This window comes from Paenibacillus aestuarii, from assembly GCF_027789125.1.
GTDB lineage: Bacteria > Bacillota > Bacilli > Paenibacillales > NBRC-103111 > Paenibacillus_E > Paenibacillus_E aestuarii.
The window spans coordinates 106,351-125,557 of the sequence record NZ_JAQFVF010000026.1 but is presented as its reverse complement, the minus strand read 5'-3'; the positions used below and the strand labels follow the sequence as shown (position 1 = coordinate 125,557).

Annotated in this window: 12 protein-coding genes and 1 riboswitch; of the genes, 5 read left to right on the top strand and 7 right to left on the bottom strand. The window is 46.7% G+C overall.

The genetic code is table 11. The features are described 5' to 3' along the window. Nucleotides 1–17: 17 nt before the first annotated feature. The 5 genes from O9139_RS11935 to O9139_RS11915 form a co-directional block, all read right to left on the bottom strand. Nucleotides 18–950: a carbohydrate ABC transporter permease gene (locus O9139_RS11935; RefSeq protein ID WP_270879699.1), complete on the bottom strand. Its 933-nt coding sequence runs from the start codon at nucleotides 948–950 to the stop codon at nucleotides 18–20. A 125-nt stretch (nucleotides 951–1,075) separates the two neighbouring features. After that, on the bottom strand, nucleotides 1,076–2,392 hold the full coding sequence (locus O9139_RS11930; protein WP_270879698.1) for an extracellular solute-binding protein: 1,317 nt from the start codon (nucleotides 2,390–2,392) through the stop codon (nucleotides 1,076–1,078). 183 nt (nucleotides 2,393–2,575) lie between these two features. Then, entirely contained in the window at nucleotides 2,576–4,390 is a 1,815-nt protein-coding gene (locus O9139_RS11925; RefSeq protein ID WP_270879697.1) for a cache domain-containing sensor histidine kinase, read from the bottom strand. Nucleotides 4,391–4,840: 450 nt separating this feature from the next. After that, a complete protein-coding gene (locus O9139_RS11920; protein WP_270879696.1) occupies nucleotides 4,841–7,900 on the bottom strand; it encodes an amino acid adenylation domain-containing protein in 3,060 nt (1,019 codons plus the stop codon). A gap of 77 nt (nucleotides 7,901–7,977) precedes the next feature. Then, a complete protein-coding gene (locus O9139_RS11915; RefSeq protein WP_270879695.1) occupies nucleotides 7,978–9,723 on the bottom strand; it encodes a methyl-accepting chemotaxis protein in 1,746 nt (581 codons plus the stop codon). A gap of 221 nt (nucleotides 9,724–9,944) precedes the next feature. Beyond that, nucleotides 9,945–10,032: riboswitch (cyclic di-GMP riboswitch) on the bottom strand. Nucleotides 10,033–10,282: 250 nt separating this feature from the next. Between O9139_RS11915 and O9139_RS11910 the strand changes: the two genes are divergently transcribed. Beyond that, a complete protein-coding gene (locus O9139_RS11910) occupies nucleotides 10,283–11,527 on the top strand; it encodes an esterase-like activity of phytase family protein (protein ID WP_270879694.1) in 1,245 nt (414 codons plus the stop codon). Nucleotides 11,528–11,622: 95 nt separating this feature from the next. On the opposite strand, the gene O9139_RS11905 is transcribed toward O9139_RS11910, so the two are convergent. Further along, nucleotides 11,623–12,798: an acyltransferase family protein gene (locus O9139_RS11905; protein ID WP_270879693.1), complete on the bottom strand. Its 1,176-nt coding sequence runs from the start codon at nucleotides 12,796–12,798 to the stop codon at nucleotides 11,623–11,625. Between the two features lie 211 nt (nucleotides 12,799–13,009). Between O9139_RS11905 and O9139_RS11900 the strand changes: the two genes are divergently transcribed. From O9139_RS11900 to O9139_RS11885, 4 genes are all read left to right on the top strand, one after another. After that, entirely contained in the window at nucleotides 13,010–14,407 is a 1,398-nt protein-coding gene (locus O9139_RS11900) for a carotenoid oxygenase family protein (RefSeq protein WP_270879692.1), read from the top strand. A 26-nt stretch (nucleotides 14,408–14,433) separates the two neighbouring features. After that, nucleotides 14,434–15,102, top strand: a complete 669-nt coding sequence (locus O9139_RS11895; protein WP_270879691.1) for a VC0807 family protein — start codon at nucleotides 14,434–14,436, stop codon at nucleotides 15,100–15,102. A gap of 130 nt (nucleotides 15,103–15,232) precedes the next feature. Next, the gene (locus tag O9139_RS11890; RefSeq protein ID WP_270879690.1) at nucleotides 15,233–15,679 is read left to right on the top strand and encodes a GNAT family N-acetyltransferase; all 447 of its coding nucleotides are present in this window, start codon (nucleotides 15,233–15,235) and stop codon (nucleotides 15,677–15,679) included. Nucleotides 15,680–15,900: 221 nt separating this feature from the next. Continuing rightward, the gene (locus tag O9139_RS11885; protein ID WP_270879689.1) at nucleotides 15,901–16,824 is read left to right on the top strand and encodes an AEC family transporter; all 924 of its coding nucleotides are present in this window, start codon (nucleotides 15,901–15,903) and stop codon (nucleotides 16,822–16,824) included. A 55-nt stretch (nucleotides 16,825–16,879) separates the two neighbouring features. Here O9139_RS11885 and O9139_RS11880 read toward each other — a convergent pair whose 3' ends face one another. Beyond that, nucleotides 16,880–19,069 carry a PAS domain S-box protein gene (locus O9139_RS11880; protein WP_270879688.1) on the bottom strand — a complete coding sequence of 730 codons (2,190 nt, stop codon included), beginning with the start codon at nucleotides 19,067–19,069 and terminating at the stop codon, nucleotides 16,880–16,882. Nucleotides 19,070–19,207: the final 138 nt, after the last annotated feature.

Below are 19,207 nucleotides of genomic sequence, written 5' to 3'. Positions count from 1 at the left end.
GAAATTTCACCTTCCTATCATCTGTCTTTTAACCATTTTTTCATGGAAAATGAAATCACGACTACAATCAGAAAGAAGATTACGGACACAGCCGAAGCATACCCCGCATTTCTGAATTGAAAGCCTTGCTGGTAAATCAGCAGCGCCAGCGTTCTCGTCGAGTTCTCCGGTCCGCCGTTCGTCATCACGTATGGCTGGGTAAACAGCTTTACAGCTTGAATCGTTGTAATCGTGAGTACGAACACAGTGACATTGTATAGGCTCGGCAGCGTTATATAACGAAGCTGCTGAATTCGGTTAGCCCCATCGATCGCAGAGGCCTCATACAAATCTTTAGGAATGCTCTGCAGTCCAGCCAAAAAAATCATCATTTGATATCCTGCAGCCTGCCAAACAGACATGAAGATAATAGAATTCATCGCCTGATCCGCGCTTCGCAGGAAGGGTTGCTTCGGAATGCCGAGTACATGCAGCGCGGAATTGATCAAGCCCTCGTTGGGATTGTATAGGGAAATCCACAGAATGGCGATGACTGTCATGGAAGTAATCACCGGACTGAAGTAGGCGATCCGAAACACATTCCTCAGCTTCAATTGGTTGTTAACCAGCAAGGCAAGCATGAGGGCTACCGCTGACTGTACGGGAACGACAATGACCGTGAAATACAACGTATTATAAAGTGATTTATAAAAAAGTTTATCCTTGAACAGGATGATGTAATTATCCAGGCCGATAAATTTAATCTGATCCGGCCGCAGCAAGTTAAACTTCGTAAAGCCGAACACGACGGCAAGCAGAAAAGGCAGCAGCAGGAAGAAGAGGAGCAGGAATACCGCCGGTAAAATGAAGGCGTATCCCATTATCGATTCCCGGCGCTTTTGATAACCAATCGATGCGATCTTGGCGTTCTTGTTTGTCTCCATTTGAACTTGTGTGCTTAAGCTCTGCATGCTTCATCACCCCTCCTTTCTATATATCCAACCTTAACGTTCATGAACCTGCATGCGGGCAAGCGGCACGGAGTCCCGGCTTTTTCCGAAGTCCCCCATGCCGCCGTTTCCTTCCTGTTCGCTATCTATTCATTTTTAAAATTACGCTTAAATTCATCATCGTAAGACGACGCAACGCCATCCAGCGACTTCTTCACATCGGCCCCCATCATAATGTCAGTCAGCGCCTCGGCAAATTTTTGCGTTAGCACCGGATAGGCAGGCGTCACCGGTCTAGCATGAGATACCGTGGTCACCTGCTCTTTGATAACTCTCATCGGCAGATCATTATACTCTGGCAAGCTGTCATATGCCGATTTTCGGCTGGCAGGCATGCTGTTCGCTTTCGCAAGCTGCGCAGAGCTATCCTTATTCGTCATCCACTTGACAACCTCGGCTGCTTCCATCGGATGCTTGCTATCCGTCGATACGCCGATGGCCCAACTGCCCGATGGCGAGCTTAAGCTGCCGCTTGCACTTCTTGGAAAATACGTGATACCCCATTCCAAATCCGGATAGTTCTTAAAGCCGGGGATGTTCCACGGTCCGCCCAGTTTCGTCGCCGCCTTGCCCTCTTCGAACTCGGTTGGCTTCGGATCGATGTTGAACAGCTTCTCGTTAGCCAGCTTTTGCAGGAATTTGGCTGCTTCCATGCCTTTATCGCTGTTCACCCATCCTTGGGCTGTTGTCCCTTCTTTATTAACGATATCGCTTCCGCCGGAGATCCACAGCTGCTCGAACGCATAAGTCATCCATTCGCCTTTGTCATTGATCATGTTCGTGCCGAAGACATCGTTCTGTGCTGTCTTTTTCATCACGTCATACCACTGATCCCATGTCCATGCGTTTTCCATTTTCGTTGGAGGCTCAATGCCGTACTGCTTCATAATCTTCTTGTTGTAGAACAAGACTACGGAGGATTCGGACAGCCCCGCTGCGTAAAACTTTCCTTTAAAAGTACCCTGCTGAATAATCGAAGGCACGAAGTCGTTCAAGTCATCTTTTGTATAATACGGATCCAACGGGATAATAATATCGGATGCTGCGTAGTTGGCGACATTCGGTCCGTCCATAGATACTACATCCGGCAGTGTATGAGAAGCTACAGCTGCATTGATCTTATCTTCATAAGCAAAAGAGTTCCCACGGGTAATCGTCTCCATCTTCAGCTTGATTTTTCCTTGGTAAGCCTTATTAAACTCCTCCACTCGTCTTACGTAGAAATCATCTTCCGGCCCGCTGGCTTGCGGTCTCCAGTAAGAAATCTCCACTTCTTTCTGAGCGGACTGGCTATTGTCACCGGCAGCCCCTGCACTTGAAACGTTGGACCCGCCGGTCGAGCAACCACACAGCATAGAGATAGCTACCAATCCCGTCACTGTCATTGTCATTTTCTTGTTCATCTATACCCCTCCAGAAACGATTTCTTGTTTACGCTTTCATCATAGCGTGACGAGCAAGCTGATCCTACTCTAAAAAACGTGAAATAGTGGACATTTGCTTCGAAAACCCTTTCATTCCAATGAAAATGAGAAATGCCTCTATGGAGAGCGCTCGATGATGAGTGCCTCCGCTAGAGGCAAATACTAAGCGGACAAGGGCAAGGTGATCGTAATTTTCGTACCTGCAAGCAGTTTGGATTCAATCGTCACACCGTACGGCTGACCATAGATCAGCTTCACCCGTTTATGTACATTCTCAATTCCAATCGACTTCGTCATCGTCCCTGGATCTTCCGCAGCTGCCAGTACGCGGGATATGACGGATGCTTCCATACCCTTTCCGTTATCTTCAATTAAAAAGATTCTCAACTCCCCTTCAATCCGCCCCGATACCCGAACCCATCCGCCTTCCTCCCTATCTTCCAGGCCGTGAATAATTGCATTTTCAATGAAGGGCTGTAGAAAAAATTTAGGGACCGTGTATCGATATAACTCAGGATCCAGTTGATACTCAATATGAAACTTATTTTCAAATCGCTGCTTCATGATATAATCATAGCTTTTAAGGTAATTTACATCTTCGCCAAAGGCGACTTCGCCCGACTTCTTCGCCGTATACTCCAGCATCTCCGACAGTTCGACAAGCATTGTACTGATGACCTTCTGTTTGTTCTCAATCGCCAGATAATTAATAATGTTGAGCGTGTTATATAGAAAATGCGGATTGAATTGAAAATTCAATGCCTTAAGCTCCGCTTCCATTTCTTTGAGACTAGTCTCATAATTTTGCTCGATCAAAGTCTGAATTTTATCATTCATTTGATTGAACTTATGAATAATCAGATTGACTTCACTCGTGCCCTGCGACTCAATCCTGGTGTGAAAATTCCCCTCGCCGATTTGTTTAATCCCCCACATCAACTTCTTAAGCGGCATTGTTATCCGGCTCGAGAATAAAGAAGCCAATAAAATGGACAGGACAAGAATCAGAATTGTGGAGTATACCGTGTAGCTCACCATGTTAGGGACGGTTTGCAATAAATTGTCGTAAGGGATGAATACAGCCGAAATCCAGCCTGTTGTGGGAATCTGGTCATAACAGACAACCATTTTTTTACCTTGCACACGGATGACCTGCGTTCCGCTTGGCTGTTTCAATATGCTCTGAATCCACGCTTCATCGAAGGGCGGTGCCGCTCCATGTTTCGAAGTCGATATGACCTTCAAATCATTCGTAAAAACGTAATAATACGAATCCTTCACGACCAGGCTTTCTCTGAAAACCCTGCTGATCATCGATTCTTTAAAGTTAACTAGTAGAATCGGCCGTTCTGCGTCCTTGTCCATAGGCTTCAATAGATTATTAGTGACACGGGAGAAATTAATAAGCCGAGTCGCCGTGAAGACGAACTGATCTTTGCTGCTGGGGACCGCTGTTGAGGCAAAGTACTTCTCCAACAAATTGTAGGTTGGAATCCATAAGGTCTGTTCATTCGCCTGTAATCCGATATGGTAAATGTCCGAAGCGGAGAAATCTTTCTTAGGGATCCAGAAGAACGGGTTGCCCCCAAACGTATAATCTTTCGTTGCCAAATTTACCGAATACACATCTTCCGATGTCGGGAAATACTTTTGCAAAATCCTCGTGATTTTCCGATCCGTTTCATAATCCAAATAGCGCTTCTGCAAGTCGGTTGTGTTAAATAAGTCATATAAGTCCTCGTCCAGATGCATATTGATCGCACTTTGCTCGACGCTTGCAAACTTAGCCTCCAGCGACTGGTCACTGCTTTTCACCAAACTGAGAAACGTACCGCTTGCATTCTCCAGAACAACTTGCGAGCTCTTCACATAATAACCTACACCAAGCACAATCATCGAAACGGCAATCAATGCAATATACGATAAGGTAAGCCGTACTCTTAAGCTTAATTTGCTAAATCCTATGGGCGCTTTCATCTCGTACCTCCGCTGGATGCTCACATATCTGACTCCATGAATTACCCTGCAATTTGCTTATCTTGGACTATAATGAATATCCGCTTATCCTGCAATAGAAAAATATCCATGCTGCCCACTTAAGCCATTGTGTAAAAGATCTTTAAAATCAAAAATCTGCCCAAGGCTTGCAAGGGCAGACTCCGTGTTGTATGGTCACTCCATCCATAGGATTACCTGAACAAATAAAGCGACCCAATAGCTAAAATAGGCACGACAAAAAAAATGACGGCCAGTCGAATCGATATGATATCTTCCCGTGAAAACACGATGACACAACCTTCCCCAAAAAAGTTATCCCAAAGTATATGCACACCATTTGGAAAGGGGAACTCTTGACACAAAAAAACCCTCTTGCCCTGACCGTAAGAAATTTGCATCCTACGCGCCCACAAGAGGGATTCATTCCTTTTAAGCCGTTGGGAAATAGCCCCGATCGACGGCATGTGCCACTAATTTACTTGCTAGCTCTTCAACACCTGGCAGGGAGACAGCTGCGCTCATCTTCCGGAAGGACGCCTCGCTGGAATAACTGTACGGCGAAGTACGCACCCCGTCACCGTCCAGCAAAGCCATAGCCAACTGAACGCCTTCTTGGCTCACCTTGTTCCCTTCTTGCAGAACCCATCTCTCAAATTCCTTCAGCGGAACAAGATCAATCGCATACCCTTGAGCCGTCAGGGCGTCGATTAACGCCTCATAACGCTCCTGGACCGGGTTGCAAATATGGTAGACTTCACCTAACGTCCGTTGTTTCATCAGATCCACCATGAAGCTGGCAGCAAAGTTAACAGGCGTAATATCTACATGTGTGTTCACGGATGGGGCCTTGCCCAGGAGAAGGAAAGCTTTGATCATCCGGTAGAAGAAGTTTTCGTTAATATTTTTCTGGAAATGGCCTGTCACACTATGGCACGAAAGGTTGCCTGCGCGATAAATGGAGCAAGGCAACCCTGCTTGAATCGCTTCGGCGACGACTTTCTCCGCCTGGAGCTTGCTGTTTGTATACACACTCTCCAATTTCACATCGAAGAAATCTACAGCATGCTCGGAGACCGTCTCCCAAATACCTGCAGCCGCCATATCCTCAGGAATTCCGATGGTCGAGATGAAATGGAAGGCAATCGATGGCTTGTCGTAGACGAATTGGAGCAGGTTTTGCGTGCCGATCACATTCGTTGCCTGGAATTCGCCGGCACTGCCGAAATGGCGAACATCCGCACCGGCATGAATGATCGAAGTGATTGTTGAAGCCAACCGTTGAAAATCGTCTGCAGACAAACCTAAGTTTTTGCTGACCAAATCACCTTCAACCACTCGCAGCCTATTCGTATACTTGGTAAATAAATCCTGACCAAAGTAAGTGTCCAGCGTGCTCCACACCCGGGAAATGCCATTCTCCCCCACTTTCGAACGAACAAGGGTATGGATCGTAGCTTCTGTCGTGGTCAGCAACTCATAGATCAGATGCGAGCCCAAATACCCTGTTCCGCCGGTGACCAAAATGTCGGTGCCAAGCCCGTCCTTGCCCTGAACTTCGATCTTCGGAAGAACCGGCAGCTCCTTAAGGCTTTTGAACTCGGTAATTTCGATATCTTCTTCATCGGAATGGGCCGTTAAAGTAGAGATGTGCATAGCCAGCTCTTGAACGGTTTTGTGCTCATAAAGATCATTCATCCGCAAGCTGAGATAGTCTAACTTCAGGTGCGACAGCGCCATCATCACGGCCAGCGAGTCTCCGCCGATTTCGAAGAAGCTCACATTACGGCTTACTTTGGTATGACCCAACACTTCGCACCATACTGCAGCGATCGCTTGTTCCAAGTCACCGACCGGCGCTTCGTAAGGCATGTCGGATTCCGCAAGATCGACGTTATCCATCATAATCAGCTTGTTGCGGTCCACTTTGCCTGTAGGGGAAAGCGGAATTTGCTCCAAATGATAGAAGTAGCTTGGAATCATATAGTACGGTACGTAAGATTTCAGATGCTCACGCAGCTCCGCACTGGAAACAGCCTTTTTCTCCGTATAAAAGCAAGAGAGATGCTTGACGACATTATTGTCCTTGATGGCCACAACGGCTGCATCCAGAACAGCCGGGTGCTTGGACAAGGCATTCTCGATCTCGCCGATTTCAATCCGGAAGCCCCGTAATTTCAGCTGCCCATCCTTGCGGTACTGGAACTCGATACTGCCCTCGGGCAAAATCTTGACGATATCACCGGACTTGTACACGAAGGAGCCGGGTTCAGTACTGAACGGATTAGCTACGAAGACTTCGTTTGTTTTTTCAGGGAGATTCAGATACCCCTTGGCGAGAGCGAACGTTTCAATGTACAGCTCGCCTTCTTCGCCTACATCTGCCAAAGTACCGTCGGGCTTAACGACATAGAGCTTATAATTGCCAATCGGATATCCGATCGGGACGCTCACGGATTGACTTTTCCAATAGTCAGTAACCTTATAGGTAGTCGTAATGACGGTGCACTCTGTCGGCCCATACGCGTTCATAATGGTTGTCTTCGTCCCGAACTTGTCCTGGAATTTGCGCACATGATCGGAGAGCAGCGCTTCTCCGCCGACAATGATGTTTTTGACTCGCTGCCACTTGGCCTCAGGGGCCTGCGTTGTCGCTTCTGCCAATCGGTTAAACACGGATGTCGGAATACAACCGATTTGCGTAACCTGCTGTCGCTCGAGAAGATCCAGGAACAGTTCAGGTGTCAGCTGCTCTTCCTTGGTCAGAATGACCAGCTTCGCTCCGCTCAGCAAGCCATTGAACGTATCCAAGATAGAAGCATCGAAGCTGAACGTAGAAAATTGCGTGATGACATCCTCATTCGTCAGGCCCAGGCTTTGCGTGAACGTATTCCACAGGTTAACTACACCTCTATGAGCGATCAGCGTCCCCTTCGGCTTGCCGGTAGAGCCGGATGTGTAAATTACATACGCCAAATCGTCAGGCGAAAGGCTGGCATCCTCGAAACCGCCCTCCCCTTCCGCAAAACAGTGCTCAACCGAAACCGGTCTGCCTACTCCTAAGCTGAGCGATAAATTTCCAGCGGTTTCCGCATATTTATCTTTGATAATGAGCTGTTTGCAGCTTGCGTTGTCTAAAATATATCGATTGCGTTCAATCGGGTGCTCCGGGTCGATCGGCACATAAGTGCCGCCTAGCCGCAAAACACCGAAAATAGAAATGACGGTTTCCGGACTGCGCTCCATATAAATGCCGATAAAATCGCCCTTGCGGCAGCCAGCCTTGGCCAGCATATCCGCAACCTGGGAGCTTTTATGATCCAGTTCGGCGTAGCTCAGTTCAATGTCACCGAAGGAGATCGCTGCTTTATGGGCGTTTAACGTAGCTGCTCGTCGAAAGCAAGAGGTGATCGTTTCCGTTTCAGGGTAGCGTTCATCCGTTTTGTTCAATTCTCTGTAAATAGACGGACTCCTATCGATGAGGTTAAGCATGGTTTCTCTCCTTTGATATCTCTATATCATGCAGCAAGCCAGGCATGAAATGCTGGAAATGCTGTTGGATCATGAAGTTATTTCATCTCCGTCTCGAATTTGCCAACCATAAAATTCAGTTCTTCCGCAACGCCGGACAACTTGCTGGCAAAGTTGCTGACGTCTTGCACCGACGATTCTTGCGTAAGCACGGTTTCCATAATTTTACTTGTGCTGTCGGATGTCTTGCGGGAAATGCTCGCCAATTCGCTCATCATGGCCGTAACCTGCTCCGTGCTGGCTGACATCTGCTGCGTCGCCGAGGAAATGTCGAGCACCTGATCCGAAACCAATTGTGTCGCATCCATAATGTTGCTGAAAGACTCTCCGGTTTCCTTGGCAATACCGAGCCCCTTCTCGGTTTCCACCGTTCCACGCGTCACGAAGGTAACCGCTGTGCTCGTTTCCGTGCGAATGTCGGCAATGAGCTCTTCGATCTGCATCGTCGAATTCTTCGATTGATCCGCTAACTTGCGAACTTCACTCGCTACAACCGCGAAGCCTTTGCCGTGCTCACCCGCACGTGCGGCCTCAATGCTCGCATTCAGAGCAAGCAGATCGGTTTGTGAGGAAATGTTTTTGATCAGGCTGAGAATATTGCCGATTTCTTCAGACTTTGCTTCTAACAGATTGATCGAGCCGGAGGTCGAAATCGAGTTGGAATTGATGCGCGCCATCTGATCCGAAATCGTTTGAACAGCGACGTTGCCCACTTCCGACAAGCTCTTCATTTCTTGGGACGCAGAGGCAACCTGACTTGCGTTCTGAGCAATCACATTCAGCGAGTTGGAAATTTCCTCGACCGAACGTCCGCATTCTTCCGTGGAATTTTTCTGGAGGCTGACGTGCGTATTCATATCTTTAACCTCGGTCGTAATCAACTCGATGCTGCGGCGATTATCCTCGGTAATTCCGAACAATTCTTGCGATGCTTCGGATACACTGTTTGCAGTCTGTTTGATGCTCGTCAATACTTCGCGAATATTCGCCAGCATGACATTGAACTTACGGTTCAACTCGCCGAAGCTGCCGTTCTCCTTCAGCATAAAATTAAACTTGCCGTGTGATGCGAGTTCAATGCCTTGTACCAGCTGATTAATTGGAAGCAGGGTTCTTCTCGCTGCTAAATATTGCGCACCTCCGCAAATGACCAAGGCAATCAGCAGCAGGATCACAGAGCTGCGGATAAATGTTTTTTGCGCTTCGGGAATCATCTTCGCGTCTACATCCACGGCGAAGTAGGCGGCTACCTTCCCGTTATCGTCAATAAGCGGGTAAAGCACACTGAGCCAGGTGCCATAGTCATCGTTATAGAACGAAGTGAAGGTCTCGGACTTGGTTTTCAGCATTTCTCTTACGCCATCGGCGACCCCTTTAGGCTGTTCATACATATCCCCGATATTCAGGCCAGCTTCTTGAAATGCTTTAATAACGTGAGTAGGGAACGCAATTACAGAGGTTTTATTGCCATCTTGCAGCTCTGCTCCGAAGATGTACGCCTGCGCCACGTTCGCGTTGTACGCCGAGAAATTGTCAAATTCCTTCGTTAATCTTTGCTGCTCACTGGCATCCCAGCGCTTGTCGCTTAGGGCTCCTTGAACGTCTTTGTAAGAAATCCCCTTCGCCCATACCGAAGTCATATTGTGCGTCTGTTTTTTCAGCGTATCGGACAAAATTTCATTCTGAAAATAAGCGCTGACTGAAATCAGCAACACCCCAATAATCAGCAAATTTAACATCGAGAACATTAAGTTTTTGCCAAAGTAGTTTTTCGTCTTAAACATAATCACACACCCTATTTAATGGTTTTTGGAGGGAATATTCGGCATATTCCGCAATTCTTTTTCACATCATCTTGCATAGTTGTTCGTATTCATTAGCTTAGTGTTAAAGATATATTAAGCTTGGACCAGCTCCTTTGTAGCGCATACGAATCATCGCCTCAAGATTGAACGCAAAAAAAGAACCTTCCGACAAGGTTCATAGGTGATCTCCACGATGTCCTTGCGGCAACCGGCTGCCGTTCGCGCTGCTTCGCGGTTAGGCCCTTGGCTTTGCGTCTCACAGTTTCCTATGATTTGCCTTTATCACAAATATTTCATGAAATGACTTTTTTATATTATTACTAATTACCCATCAATGGAATAAGACTTTTAACCTATAGAGTGTAATTTCAACAAATTTTCACAAATCCACCCCCTCAAATTACCCTCAGCACTGCATCCTCAAGCTTGGTTGTTCGGCGCGTTAAATTTATGTAAATTTTGTCAGATCCTATTGTCCCGTTTCATTATAGATCACTATAATGGAGGAGATAGATGATGGGGAGAGAAGGTGTAAGACGTGAAGGTAAGAAAACTCGTATCCGCAAGTGCCGTTGCCGGTCTGTTGATGGTTGCTCCATACGCAGCCACGGCAGCCACTCCTTTGACAACACAAGCTGCATCGGCAGACGGCCATTCGAACAAGGCCGCTAACCCGCTTAAGCCAGTCAAGCATGTAACGAATCACAGCGTCGGGCAGCTCACCTTTATCGGCGAACAACGTATTGCCAATGATGCGAAATTCGACGAAACACTCGTCGGCGGACTATCCGGCATCGATTACAGCCCTCGTACGCATCAGTGGATCCTCATCAGTGACGATCGCTCGGACAACGCCCCGGCCCGATTCTACACCGCGAAGCTTAAATATGATACCAAGAGCTTCTACAACATCGAGCTTACGGGTATGACACCATTCAAACAGCAAGACGGCACTACGTTTCCAAACAAAAAGGATTTTACGGCTAACCAAAAAGGGATCGTCCCCGACCTGGAATCGATTCGTTTCGATCCGCACAACAACTCGATCTGGTATACAAGTGAAGGCGACCGTACCCTTGGATTTAACCCTTTTATTTATCAAGCCTCGTTAAAAGGGAAATACTTGTCATCCGTGCAAATTCCAAGCGCATTCCAAATGAATTCAAGCACCGACACCGCCCCGCAGAAAGGCTTCCGCAACAACCTTGCCCTGGAGGGAAGCAGCTTTAGCCCTGACGGCAACTATTATTTTACAGCGATGGAAGCTGCGCTATATCAGGATGGCGATATTTCCACCGTTGATGCCGGTTCATATTCCCGCATTACGAAGTATAATCGCAGCGGCGACATCATCGCTCAATACGCATATCCAATTGATGCCATCCCTGCCAAACCGGGAGCAGGCAAAAGCGCCGACAACGGCGTATCGGAAATGCTCGCGGTCAACGACCACCAGTTCCTCATCCTGGAACGGTCCGGGGTCCAAGCTGATGATGGCAGCTATGCCAATTATATTCGCATCTATGAAGCGGATACCGCTGGGGCCTCCAATGTCAATACCGTCGATTCGCTTAAAACAGGCCAATTTACGCCAGTTAGCAAGAAGCTGATTTTGAATCTCAATACGCTCGGCCTGCCGAAGCTCGACAATGTGGAAGGCATTGCTTGGGGACCGAAGCTGCAAAACGGGCACGACAGCCTGGTCCTCGTTTCGGACAACAATTTCGGTGCATCGCAGGTGACGCAGCTGCTGGCCTTTGACGTCGCGCCTGAGGCGAAGTAACCAAGCATCCCAATGGAAAAAGGGTTACCCTCCCATTATCAGGGGGTAGCCCTTTTTATTCCTCTATGAAAGCTTGCGATGGTCATCCTCTTCAATCATAGAATATCCTTAACAAAAGGAATCCTTCTCAGCACCCCCCAGCTGAGGAGAAAGCTGCCGGCAGTCCCTGCCAAACTGACGATCAGAAATTTAACAAAGACAGGCCATGCCATATTCACCAGTGCATACTGCAGAAGCACAACCACAGGAACGTGGATGATATACACGGCGAATGCGTTTGCAGCCAGTTCCCGGCCCAGGGCATGACTGGTATTGAGATGCTCACGACCTACATAGATCAACCCGATGCACAGCCCAAAGCACATAACCGTGTCATAGAAGGAATAAAATAAGGAGCCTGCGTTCAGCCCTCCACCACGGAAAAACGAAAACCCGTACAAATAGCTTCCCATGTAATAGAGCCCTGCTAAAAAAAGGCCCGTACCCAGACACGTCCTGCCAATGGGTGCTGAAAGTTTTGTCAACCAATCGTTACGGTAAGCCAGAATCCCCAACAGGAAGAAACTGGCATATTGCGGGACATGCGCGAACTCCGTCTGAATGATCCCAAGGAATCCGACCCATTTGTCAATGGGATACTCAATTCTCACAATAAAGGTCAAGAGGGCGACAAGTACCGCCAAGCCGCCAATCGAAATAAGCCGTGGTTCCCTTAACCTTAAGGGCCGCCTGTTTCTCATGACCAATCGGAGTAATCCATAGATGACCGCGTAAAAAAGCAAATGCTCCAGAAACCACAGATGGCCGAACTGAACATCAGGCCAAGAAGGTCCACTCCAATCGGCTGGTTTAGGCTTCCCAAAGGCAAAGAATACATCGCGGAGATATGACCAATACGAAATGGTTCCGTACGGCCTGAAGTTTACATAATAGGCATACATCATGGCCGGAATAAGGAGAAGAAAACCTGCGGCAAGCGGGATTCCGATTCGTTGGAGCCGGTCTTTCAGAAATCGCCCGACGCCTTTGCGATCTAGGGACTGCGGCAAAAAATAGCCCGAGATTAGAAAAAACAAAGACATAAAGAATGCAGCATTCACGGCAAAAAAAGGCCCGAGATTGATGGTCTGATCGCTTTTAAAAAACCAAAATCCTCCCGATCCGCCATAAGGCTGACCTGCATGATGGGCAATCACCAGCATCGTTAGCCCGACCTTTAAATGGTCTAAGTAATGAAGCCGCGGCTTGGCTATCGTCTTCATTGTATTCATCCTATGCAGCCCCTCAAAGTTCATTTCATGCAACTCCAATCCTACGGACCAACGGTCGGTACGTCAAGGTAAAAAATGGATATTATTTTTTTGAAAATGAGGAAAACAGGATTGACAGACCGACAGTTGGTACGTAATATGAATATCAGAAGGTAGATACCGACGGTCGGTTTGTGTTCGGTCTCGAATATGATGTGGAGGTTAAAACAAGATGACTGAACAACTCTTTCAACTTGGTTTTACAAATCTGGACAGAGAAAATACCGGAATCGTGCTGCAGATAGAAGGGCGCATCCCTACTTGGCTAAGCGGATCTTTGTTCCGCAACGGCCCAGCCAAATTCAATACGGACTCCGGATGGCACACACACTGGTTTGACGGCCTGGCCATGATTCACAAATTCGCATTTTATGATGAACGCATCTATTATTCGAACCGTTTTCTCCGGACAAAAGCCTATGAACTCGCAATGACTACCGGTGAAATGAGTTCGGGCTTCGCTACAGTCGGCGGCAAACCGGTTCAAGGTGCCAATAACACCAACGTCAATGTGAGCAAAATCGATGGCAAATTCGTTGCTTTAACCGAATCACCGGGAGTTATTGAATTTGATCCGTACAGTTTGGAGACGAAAGGCATTTTCGACTTTCCAGACGCCTTGCAAGGGCATTTGACTACCGCCCATCCCCATTACGACTTAGCTTCCAAGAGATACGTGAATTTTACCGTGCAATTCGGGCCAACCTGCACCTACAACCTATATTCGATCGCTCCCGCTTCCAGAAAGCGCGAACTGCTGTGTGCGGTACCGACCTCCGAGCCGGCTTATATTCATAGCTTTTCGAATACGCAAAACTATGTGATTTTGGCAGAATACCCGTATGTCGCCAATCCGCTTGAGTTGATGGCCGGAGGCAAACCGTTTATTGATCATTTTCAATGGAAGCCATCGCAAGGCACGAAGTTTTATGTCGTTCGCAAAGCGGATGGGCAGCTAGTAAAAACCTTTGAAGCAGAGGCGTTCTTCTCCTTCCATCATGTCAACGCCTTTGAGGTCAAGGATGGATTGATTCTCGATGTGTGTGCATCCAACAATGCGAATATCGTCGGCACCTTACAGGTGGATGAATTAACCAATGACAAGTCATATGAAAGAAATCCGGTGCAATTTCGCAGATACCGGTTATCCACTGATTCCACTTACGCGTCCTACGAGACGCTTTCTCCGGAGTCGATAGATTTGCCGTCAGTGAACTATTCTAGCAATAGCGGGCGTGCCTATCGCTACGCCTATGGCATCTCAACCAATCGGGTCCACCCGGAGAAATACGCCAACCAATTGGTGAAGGTTGATATCGATGCGGGGGTATCGAAGATTTGGCGCGAATCCGCTTGTTATCCCGGCGAACCGGTTTTCGTCCCCCATCCTCACGCTGCGGCGGAAGATGAAGGCGTTCTGCTTTCAGTCGTGCTAGACGGCAAGCAAGGACAATCCTTCCTCTTGCTGCTCGACGCACAAAGCATGGAGGAAATGGGCAGAGCACTTGTGCCCCACCATATACCTTTCGGCTTTCACGGTATGTTTACGGAAGAACAGTATCAAGCTTAATAGAAATCACTGGAGGATGATAGCTAATGAACACCCCAACATCGGTAAGACCGGCTGCAAAAAAAGATATCGTGCGAGGCATCGTGACGACCCTGCTGATTAATGGCGCACTGCCTCTTCTTGCTTATGAGCTGCTCCGCTCACATATGACGAGTATTAGCGCTTTGTCCATAGCAACGCTTATCCCGCTTCTGGATAATTTATACGGCTTAATGAAACATCGCAAACTTGACGTTTTTGCCGTCTTTATGTTATTCAGCTTTATCCTTGGTCTGCTTATGATCACGATGGGAGGAAGCGAGCAGCTTCTCTTAATTCGCGAATCATTCGTAACCGCGATTATGGGTATTATCTTTCTAGGGTCGCTCTTCTTGCCGCGTCCGCTCATCTTTTACTTTGCCATGCGCTTTACTGTTGGAAATGATCCCCAGCGAACGGCGGTATTTGCTGCGAATTGGAAATATCAATACTTCCGCTTTGTCATGCGGCTCATGACGGCGGTTTGGGGAATCGCCTTGCTCGGGGAAGCACTGGTGCGGACAATCCTCGTGTACCGGCTGACCGTTACCCAATTCCTTGCGCTTTCCAATTTTGTGATGTATGGGTTTATTGGCGCTGCCATTATATGGACCATTTATTATCGCCGGCATTCTCAGAAGAAATTGAGGGAGATTATCGCTAGAGAAGCGAAATGAACCGCTACGCCGGTACACAAACAAGAACGTCTCCGCCGCATCATGCGAGCAGAGACGTTCTTTGATTTAGAATTGAATTTTAATTCATAACATTGTATATTTATGTAATTATAACGAGGAGGGCTGCACAATGTCTTTATTGATAAGAAATGCTGAATTCGATGACTTGGACGGTTTAACCGAGCTCATGTATGCGTACATCGTTGGTTTTTATAAGAAACCGCAACCTGACATTGAAAAACTTCATTTGTTGATTCAAACGCTTTTCGAGAAAAAAGAAGGTGTACAATTCGTGGCATTATTAGATGGGCGTTTAGTTGGTTTTGCTACGTTGTACTTTACATTCAGTACGATGAAGGCAGATAAATACACAGTAATGAACGACCTTTTTGTTCTTGAGCCGTTTCGGGACACTGAAGTGGAAGCCCAACTGTTCCGGGAATGTCACAAGTATACTAAGGAGCATCAATTTACGCACATGTCTTGGATCACAGCTGCCGATAATAAACGAGCGCAAAAGTTTTTTGATAACATGGGTGGCGTTCAAGGAGACTGGGTCCAATACTCCATGATCTAAGCTTTATGACTCTCGATAAGCAAGACAGTCCGTCAAGGTCAATTTTTCACCCAGCAGCACAACAATAAAGACAAGCGTGACAAACGGCGTAAAGAATCAATGCGATGAAAATCGGAAATTGGCTCATTTTATAGGCAGAATCTATCAAGCAAATTGATTTCTGGTCTTAGACAACTTTTTTGCGATTAGGCTATAGTTAAGATAAAAGGAGAAATTTCCAAATGATTCAGACGGTGTTGGGTACGCTTTTTGAAGTCATTGTACCGCTTTCTATTCCTGTCATTGCAGGTGCTCTATTAAAACGCTTCACGAATATGGAAACCAAGCCTTTAACTACACTCTACTTGTATTTTTTAAGCCCGGCCATCATCTTGGAAACTTTAACGACAGCGCAGATTTCCTATGATGACGTCTATTTGACGGTCGGCTTTTGCTTGCTGAATCTGATCTTGCTATGGTCCGTCGCCACTGTGGCTGCCAAACTCCTCAAACTGCCTGCTCCTGAGCAAGCCGGCCTTACGCTAATCTCGACCTTGACCAATAGTGTGAACTACGGTCTTCCGCTTGTGCTCCTTGCTTTAGGTAAGCTGGGATTGGATAAAGCCTCCATTTACGTCGTCATCCAAATGGTAATCGTGAATACAATTGGCGTCTATTTTGCGGCACGCTCACAGTTTTCCTTCCAAAATGCGGTGAAATCCGTGTTCTCACTGCCTGCTATCTATATGGCCATACTAGCTGCACTATTGCGGTTATTTGACCTGCATCTCCCCGCTGGCATTCAAACGGGCGTAGCCATGGTCGCAGGAGCATACTCTCCAGTCGTCTTGGCTATACTGGGTGCACAAATGATAGGTGTAAAAAATGCTGAACTGGACCGACAAGTCAACGCCGGCTTTTGGACGGGTCTTACCATTCGCATGGTGATTTCCCCATTGATCGCTTGTTTTTGCTTGTTTGTCTTGCACGTACAAGGCATTCTATATGCGGTGCTCTTCATTCTATCTTCCATGCCTGTTGCCGTGAATGCGGTCGTCTTAGCAGAGAGATTCAATGCTTCACCCAAATTGGTATCGAAATGCATCTTATGGACCACATTAGGTTCATTTCTTGTACTGCCTGTACTTATTGGTTTTGTAAAATAGTGCTTCTAGTCAATGCGGGTGCAGCTGCCGTTGATTGCTCTCCCGGAACATGCCACTAACCTAACACGGGCAAAGTGATTTCAATTTTAGTTCCTTGGTTCACTTCACTTTCAACATGAATGTGACCGGCGTGATTTTCGATAATTTTTTTACTCACCATAAAGCCTAATCCAGTTCCTTTTTCTTTGGTTGTATAGAAAGGTTGCCCTAACTTCGAAAGGACGTCTTTCGGAATGCCGCACCCTTCATCGATGAGTCGAATCCGCAATTGTTGATTCTCATCGTTGCTGATTTGAATTCTGATTTCCCCACCTTTAGGCATTGCTTCGATTGCATTTTTAATAAAGTTAATAAACACCTGCTTCAATTGATTTTCATCACAGTAGATCTGGGCAGAACCCGGGGTAAATTCTGTTTTAAACTGCACATTATTAAGGATGGCTTGTGTGTCTAATAGCGTGATCACTTGATGAAGCAGCACACAGATGTCTTTTTTCTCATACTTCACGGATTGCGGTTTGGCAAGAATTAATAACTCACTAAGTATCATTTCAATTCTATTGATTTCGGAAGCCATGATGTCGAAATACTTTTGTTTCTCCCCAAATCCTGATTTCATCAGTTGGATAAAACCTTTAATAGAAGTAATCGGATTTCGGATCTCATGAGCGATTCCGGCTGCCAATTGTCCGGCGACAGATAACTTCTCCGAATTGTTCATATGTTCTTGTGCCATTTTCCAACCGGTGATATCCCGCATAGTCACTGCCCAGCCGTTCTGGTTGCCTTTACTGTCATGGGTAGGTGAAGCCGTCAAAATGACGAAAACAGACTCTCCGTTTTTTCGTTTGCGCACCGTTTCAATGCCGACGATGGATTGGCCTTGTGATACTTTGTCATACCTACGTTTCATTTCTTCAATGCCTTCAGCAGGAATGATAGGAAGGTTATGGATGTCCAGGCCAAGCACTTCTTCTTTCTTCCATCCAAAAACCTTCTCAAATGCTAAATTAACTCTTTGGACCTGGCAATCATTGTTAAAAACGATAATGGTATCGGCATTATTTTCGATAAAGGATTCCAACTGTTGGGTTTTAGCACGAAGCTCCTGTGTCGCACGTTTTCTGGCTGTGACGTCCCGACAGATCCCCGTAATTCCAATAATCGTCCCATGATGGTCCCGAAGTGGGGAAAGCGTCGCTTCGACATCAAGCAGCTGGCCGTCTTTGCGCTGGCGGACGGTTGCAAAGCCGACAATGGTTTCTCCCTCTTGGATGCGTTGATGAGTTCGTTCCATCGCTTCCTGCAGGGAATCGGGAATCATAGGTAACCTCTTACCTTTAATTTCCTCAGCAGACCAGCCAAACAGCGTTTCAAACGCCGGATTCACTTCTAAAATAATACCTTCGTTATTAATCATCCAAATCGCATCCGCATTATTTTCTATGAAGGATTCTAACTGTTGGGTTTTGGCATGAAGCTCTTGTTCCGCCCGCTTTCTCGCCGTTACATCACGACAGATCCCGGTAATCCCGAGGATCGTTCCATCATGGTCGCGGAGTGGGGACAGAGTCGCCTCTACATCAAGCAGCTGGCCATCTTTTCGCTGGCGGATGGTTTCAAAACCGACAATGGTTTCCCCTGCTTTGATGCGTTGATGGGTCTGTTCCATCGCTGCCTGCAGGAAATCAGGAATCATAGGCAGCTTCTCGCCTTTAATTTCGTCGGCAGACCAGCCAAACAGCGTTTCAAACGCCGGATTCACCGCTAAAATGGTATCCTCACAATCCATCATCCAAATCGCATCCGCATTATGTTCGATAAAAGAGGCCAATTGCGTGGCTTTTATTTTAAGTTCATTTTTAGCGAAATTACTGCATGTCGTCTCTTTGATTTGGGCAATAAAAAAAAGAGGCTGTCTTCGCTCATCTCTGACGATAGACAACACTAACAACGCCTTTATCATATAACCGCTTTTATGAATATATCTTTTCTCCATTTGATACGATTCCAGTTTATCGCCTAGTAATTGGTCTATGACGTTCATAGACATGTTTAAATCATCAGGATGTGTGATGTCCTGATAGGTCATGTTCAACAGTTCCGACTCCACAAAACCCATAATTTGACAAAACGCTTCATTGACCTCCAACCACTTTCCATCCTTTGATGCTACTGCCATACCTATGGGAGCGTACTTAAAAGAATTAGCGAATACTTCGTTATAATTCAGTTGAGTTTCCATTCTTCCTCCTAGGCATATATATTTGCAATTAAAGGAATTAGACAAGCGTGCCGTGAAATCCTTTTATTTGTTGCAGCTTCATGACAAAAAGGGAACAGCTGCGGACGATGCACCTGCTCCCTTGATTCGAGCTCCATA

Bases quoted from the DNA above. Each gene is read 5' to 3' on its own strand.
- O9139_RS11915 (WP_270879695.1), bottom strand. From the start codon at position 9,723: ATGTTTAAGACGAAAAACTACTTTGGCAAAAACTTAATGTTCTCGATG.
- O9139_RS11900 (WP_270879692.1), top strand. From the start codon at position 13,010: ATGACTGAACAACTCTTTCAACTTGGTTTTACAAATCTGGACAGAGAA.
- O9139_RS11925 (WP_270879697.1), bottom strand. From the start codon at position 4,390: ATGAAAGCGCCCATAGGATTTAGCAAATTAAGCTTAAGAGTACGGCTT.
- O9139_RS11905 (WP_270879693.1), bottom strand. From the start codon at position 12,798: ATGAATACAATGAAGACGATAGCCAAGCCGCGGCTTCATTACTTAGAC.
- O9139_RS11920 (WP_270879696.1), bottom strand. From the start codon at position 7,900: ATGCTTAACCTCATCGATAGGAGTCCGTCTATTTACAGAGAATTGAAC.
- O9139_RS11930 (WP_270879698.1), bottom strand. From the start codon at position 2,392: ATGAACAAGAAAATGACAATGACAGTGACGGGATTGGTAGCTATCTCT.
- O9139_RS11895 (WP_270879691.1), top strand. From the start codon at position 14,434: ATGAACACCCCAACATCGGTAAGACCGGCTGCAAAAAAAGATATCGTG.
- O9139_RS11935 (WP_270879699.1), bottom strand. From the start codon at position 950: ATGCAGAGCTTAAGCACACAAGTTCAAATGGAGACAAACAAGAACGCC.
- O9139_RS11885 (WP_270879689.1), top strand. From the start codon at position 15,901: ATGATTCAGACGGTGTTGGGTACGCTTTTTGAAGTCATTGTACCGCTT.
- O9139_RS11880 (WP_270879688.1), bottom strand. From the start codon at position 19,069: ATGGAAACTCAACTGAATTATAACGAAGTATTCGCTAATTCTTTTAAG.
- O9139_RS11890 (WP_270879690.1), top strand. From the start codon at position 15,233: ATGTCTTTATTGATAAGAAATGCTGAATTCGATGACTTGGACGGTTTA.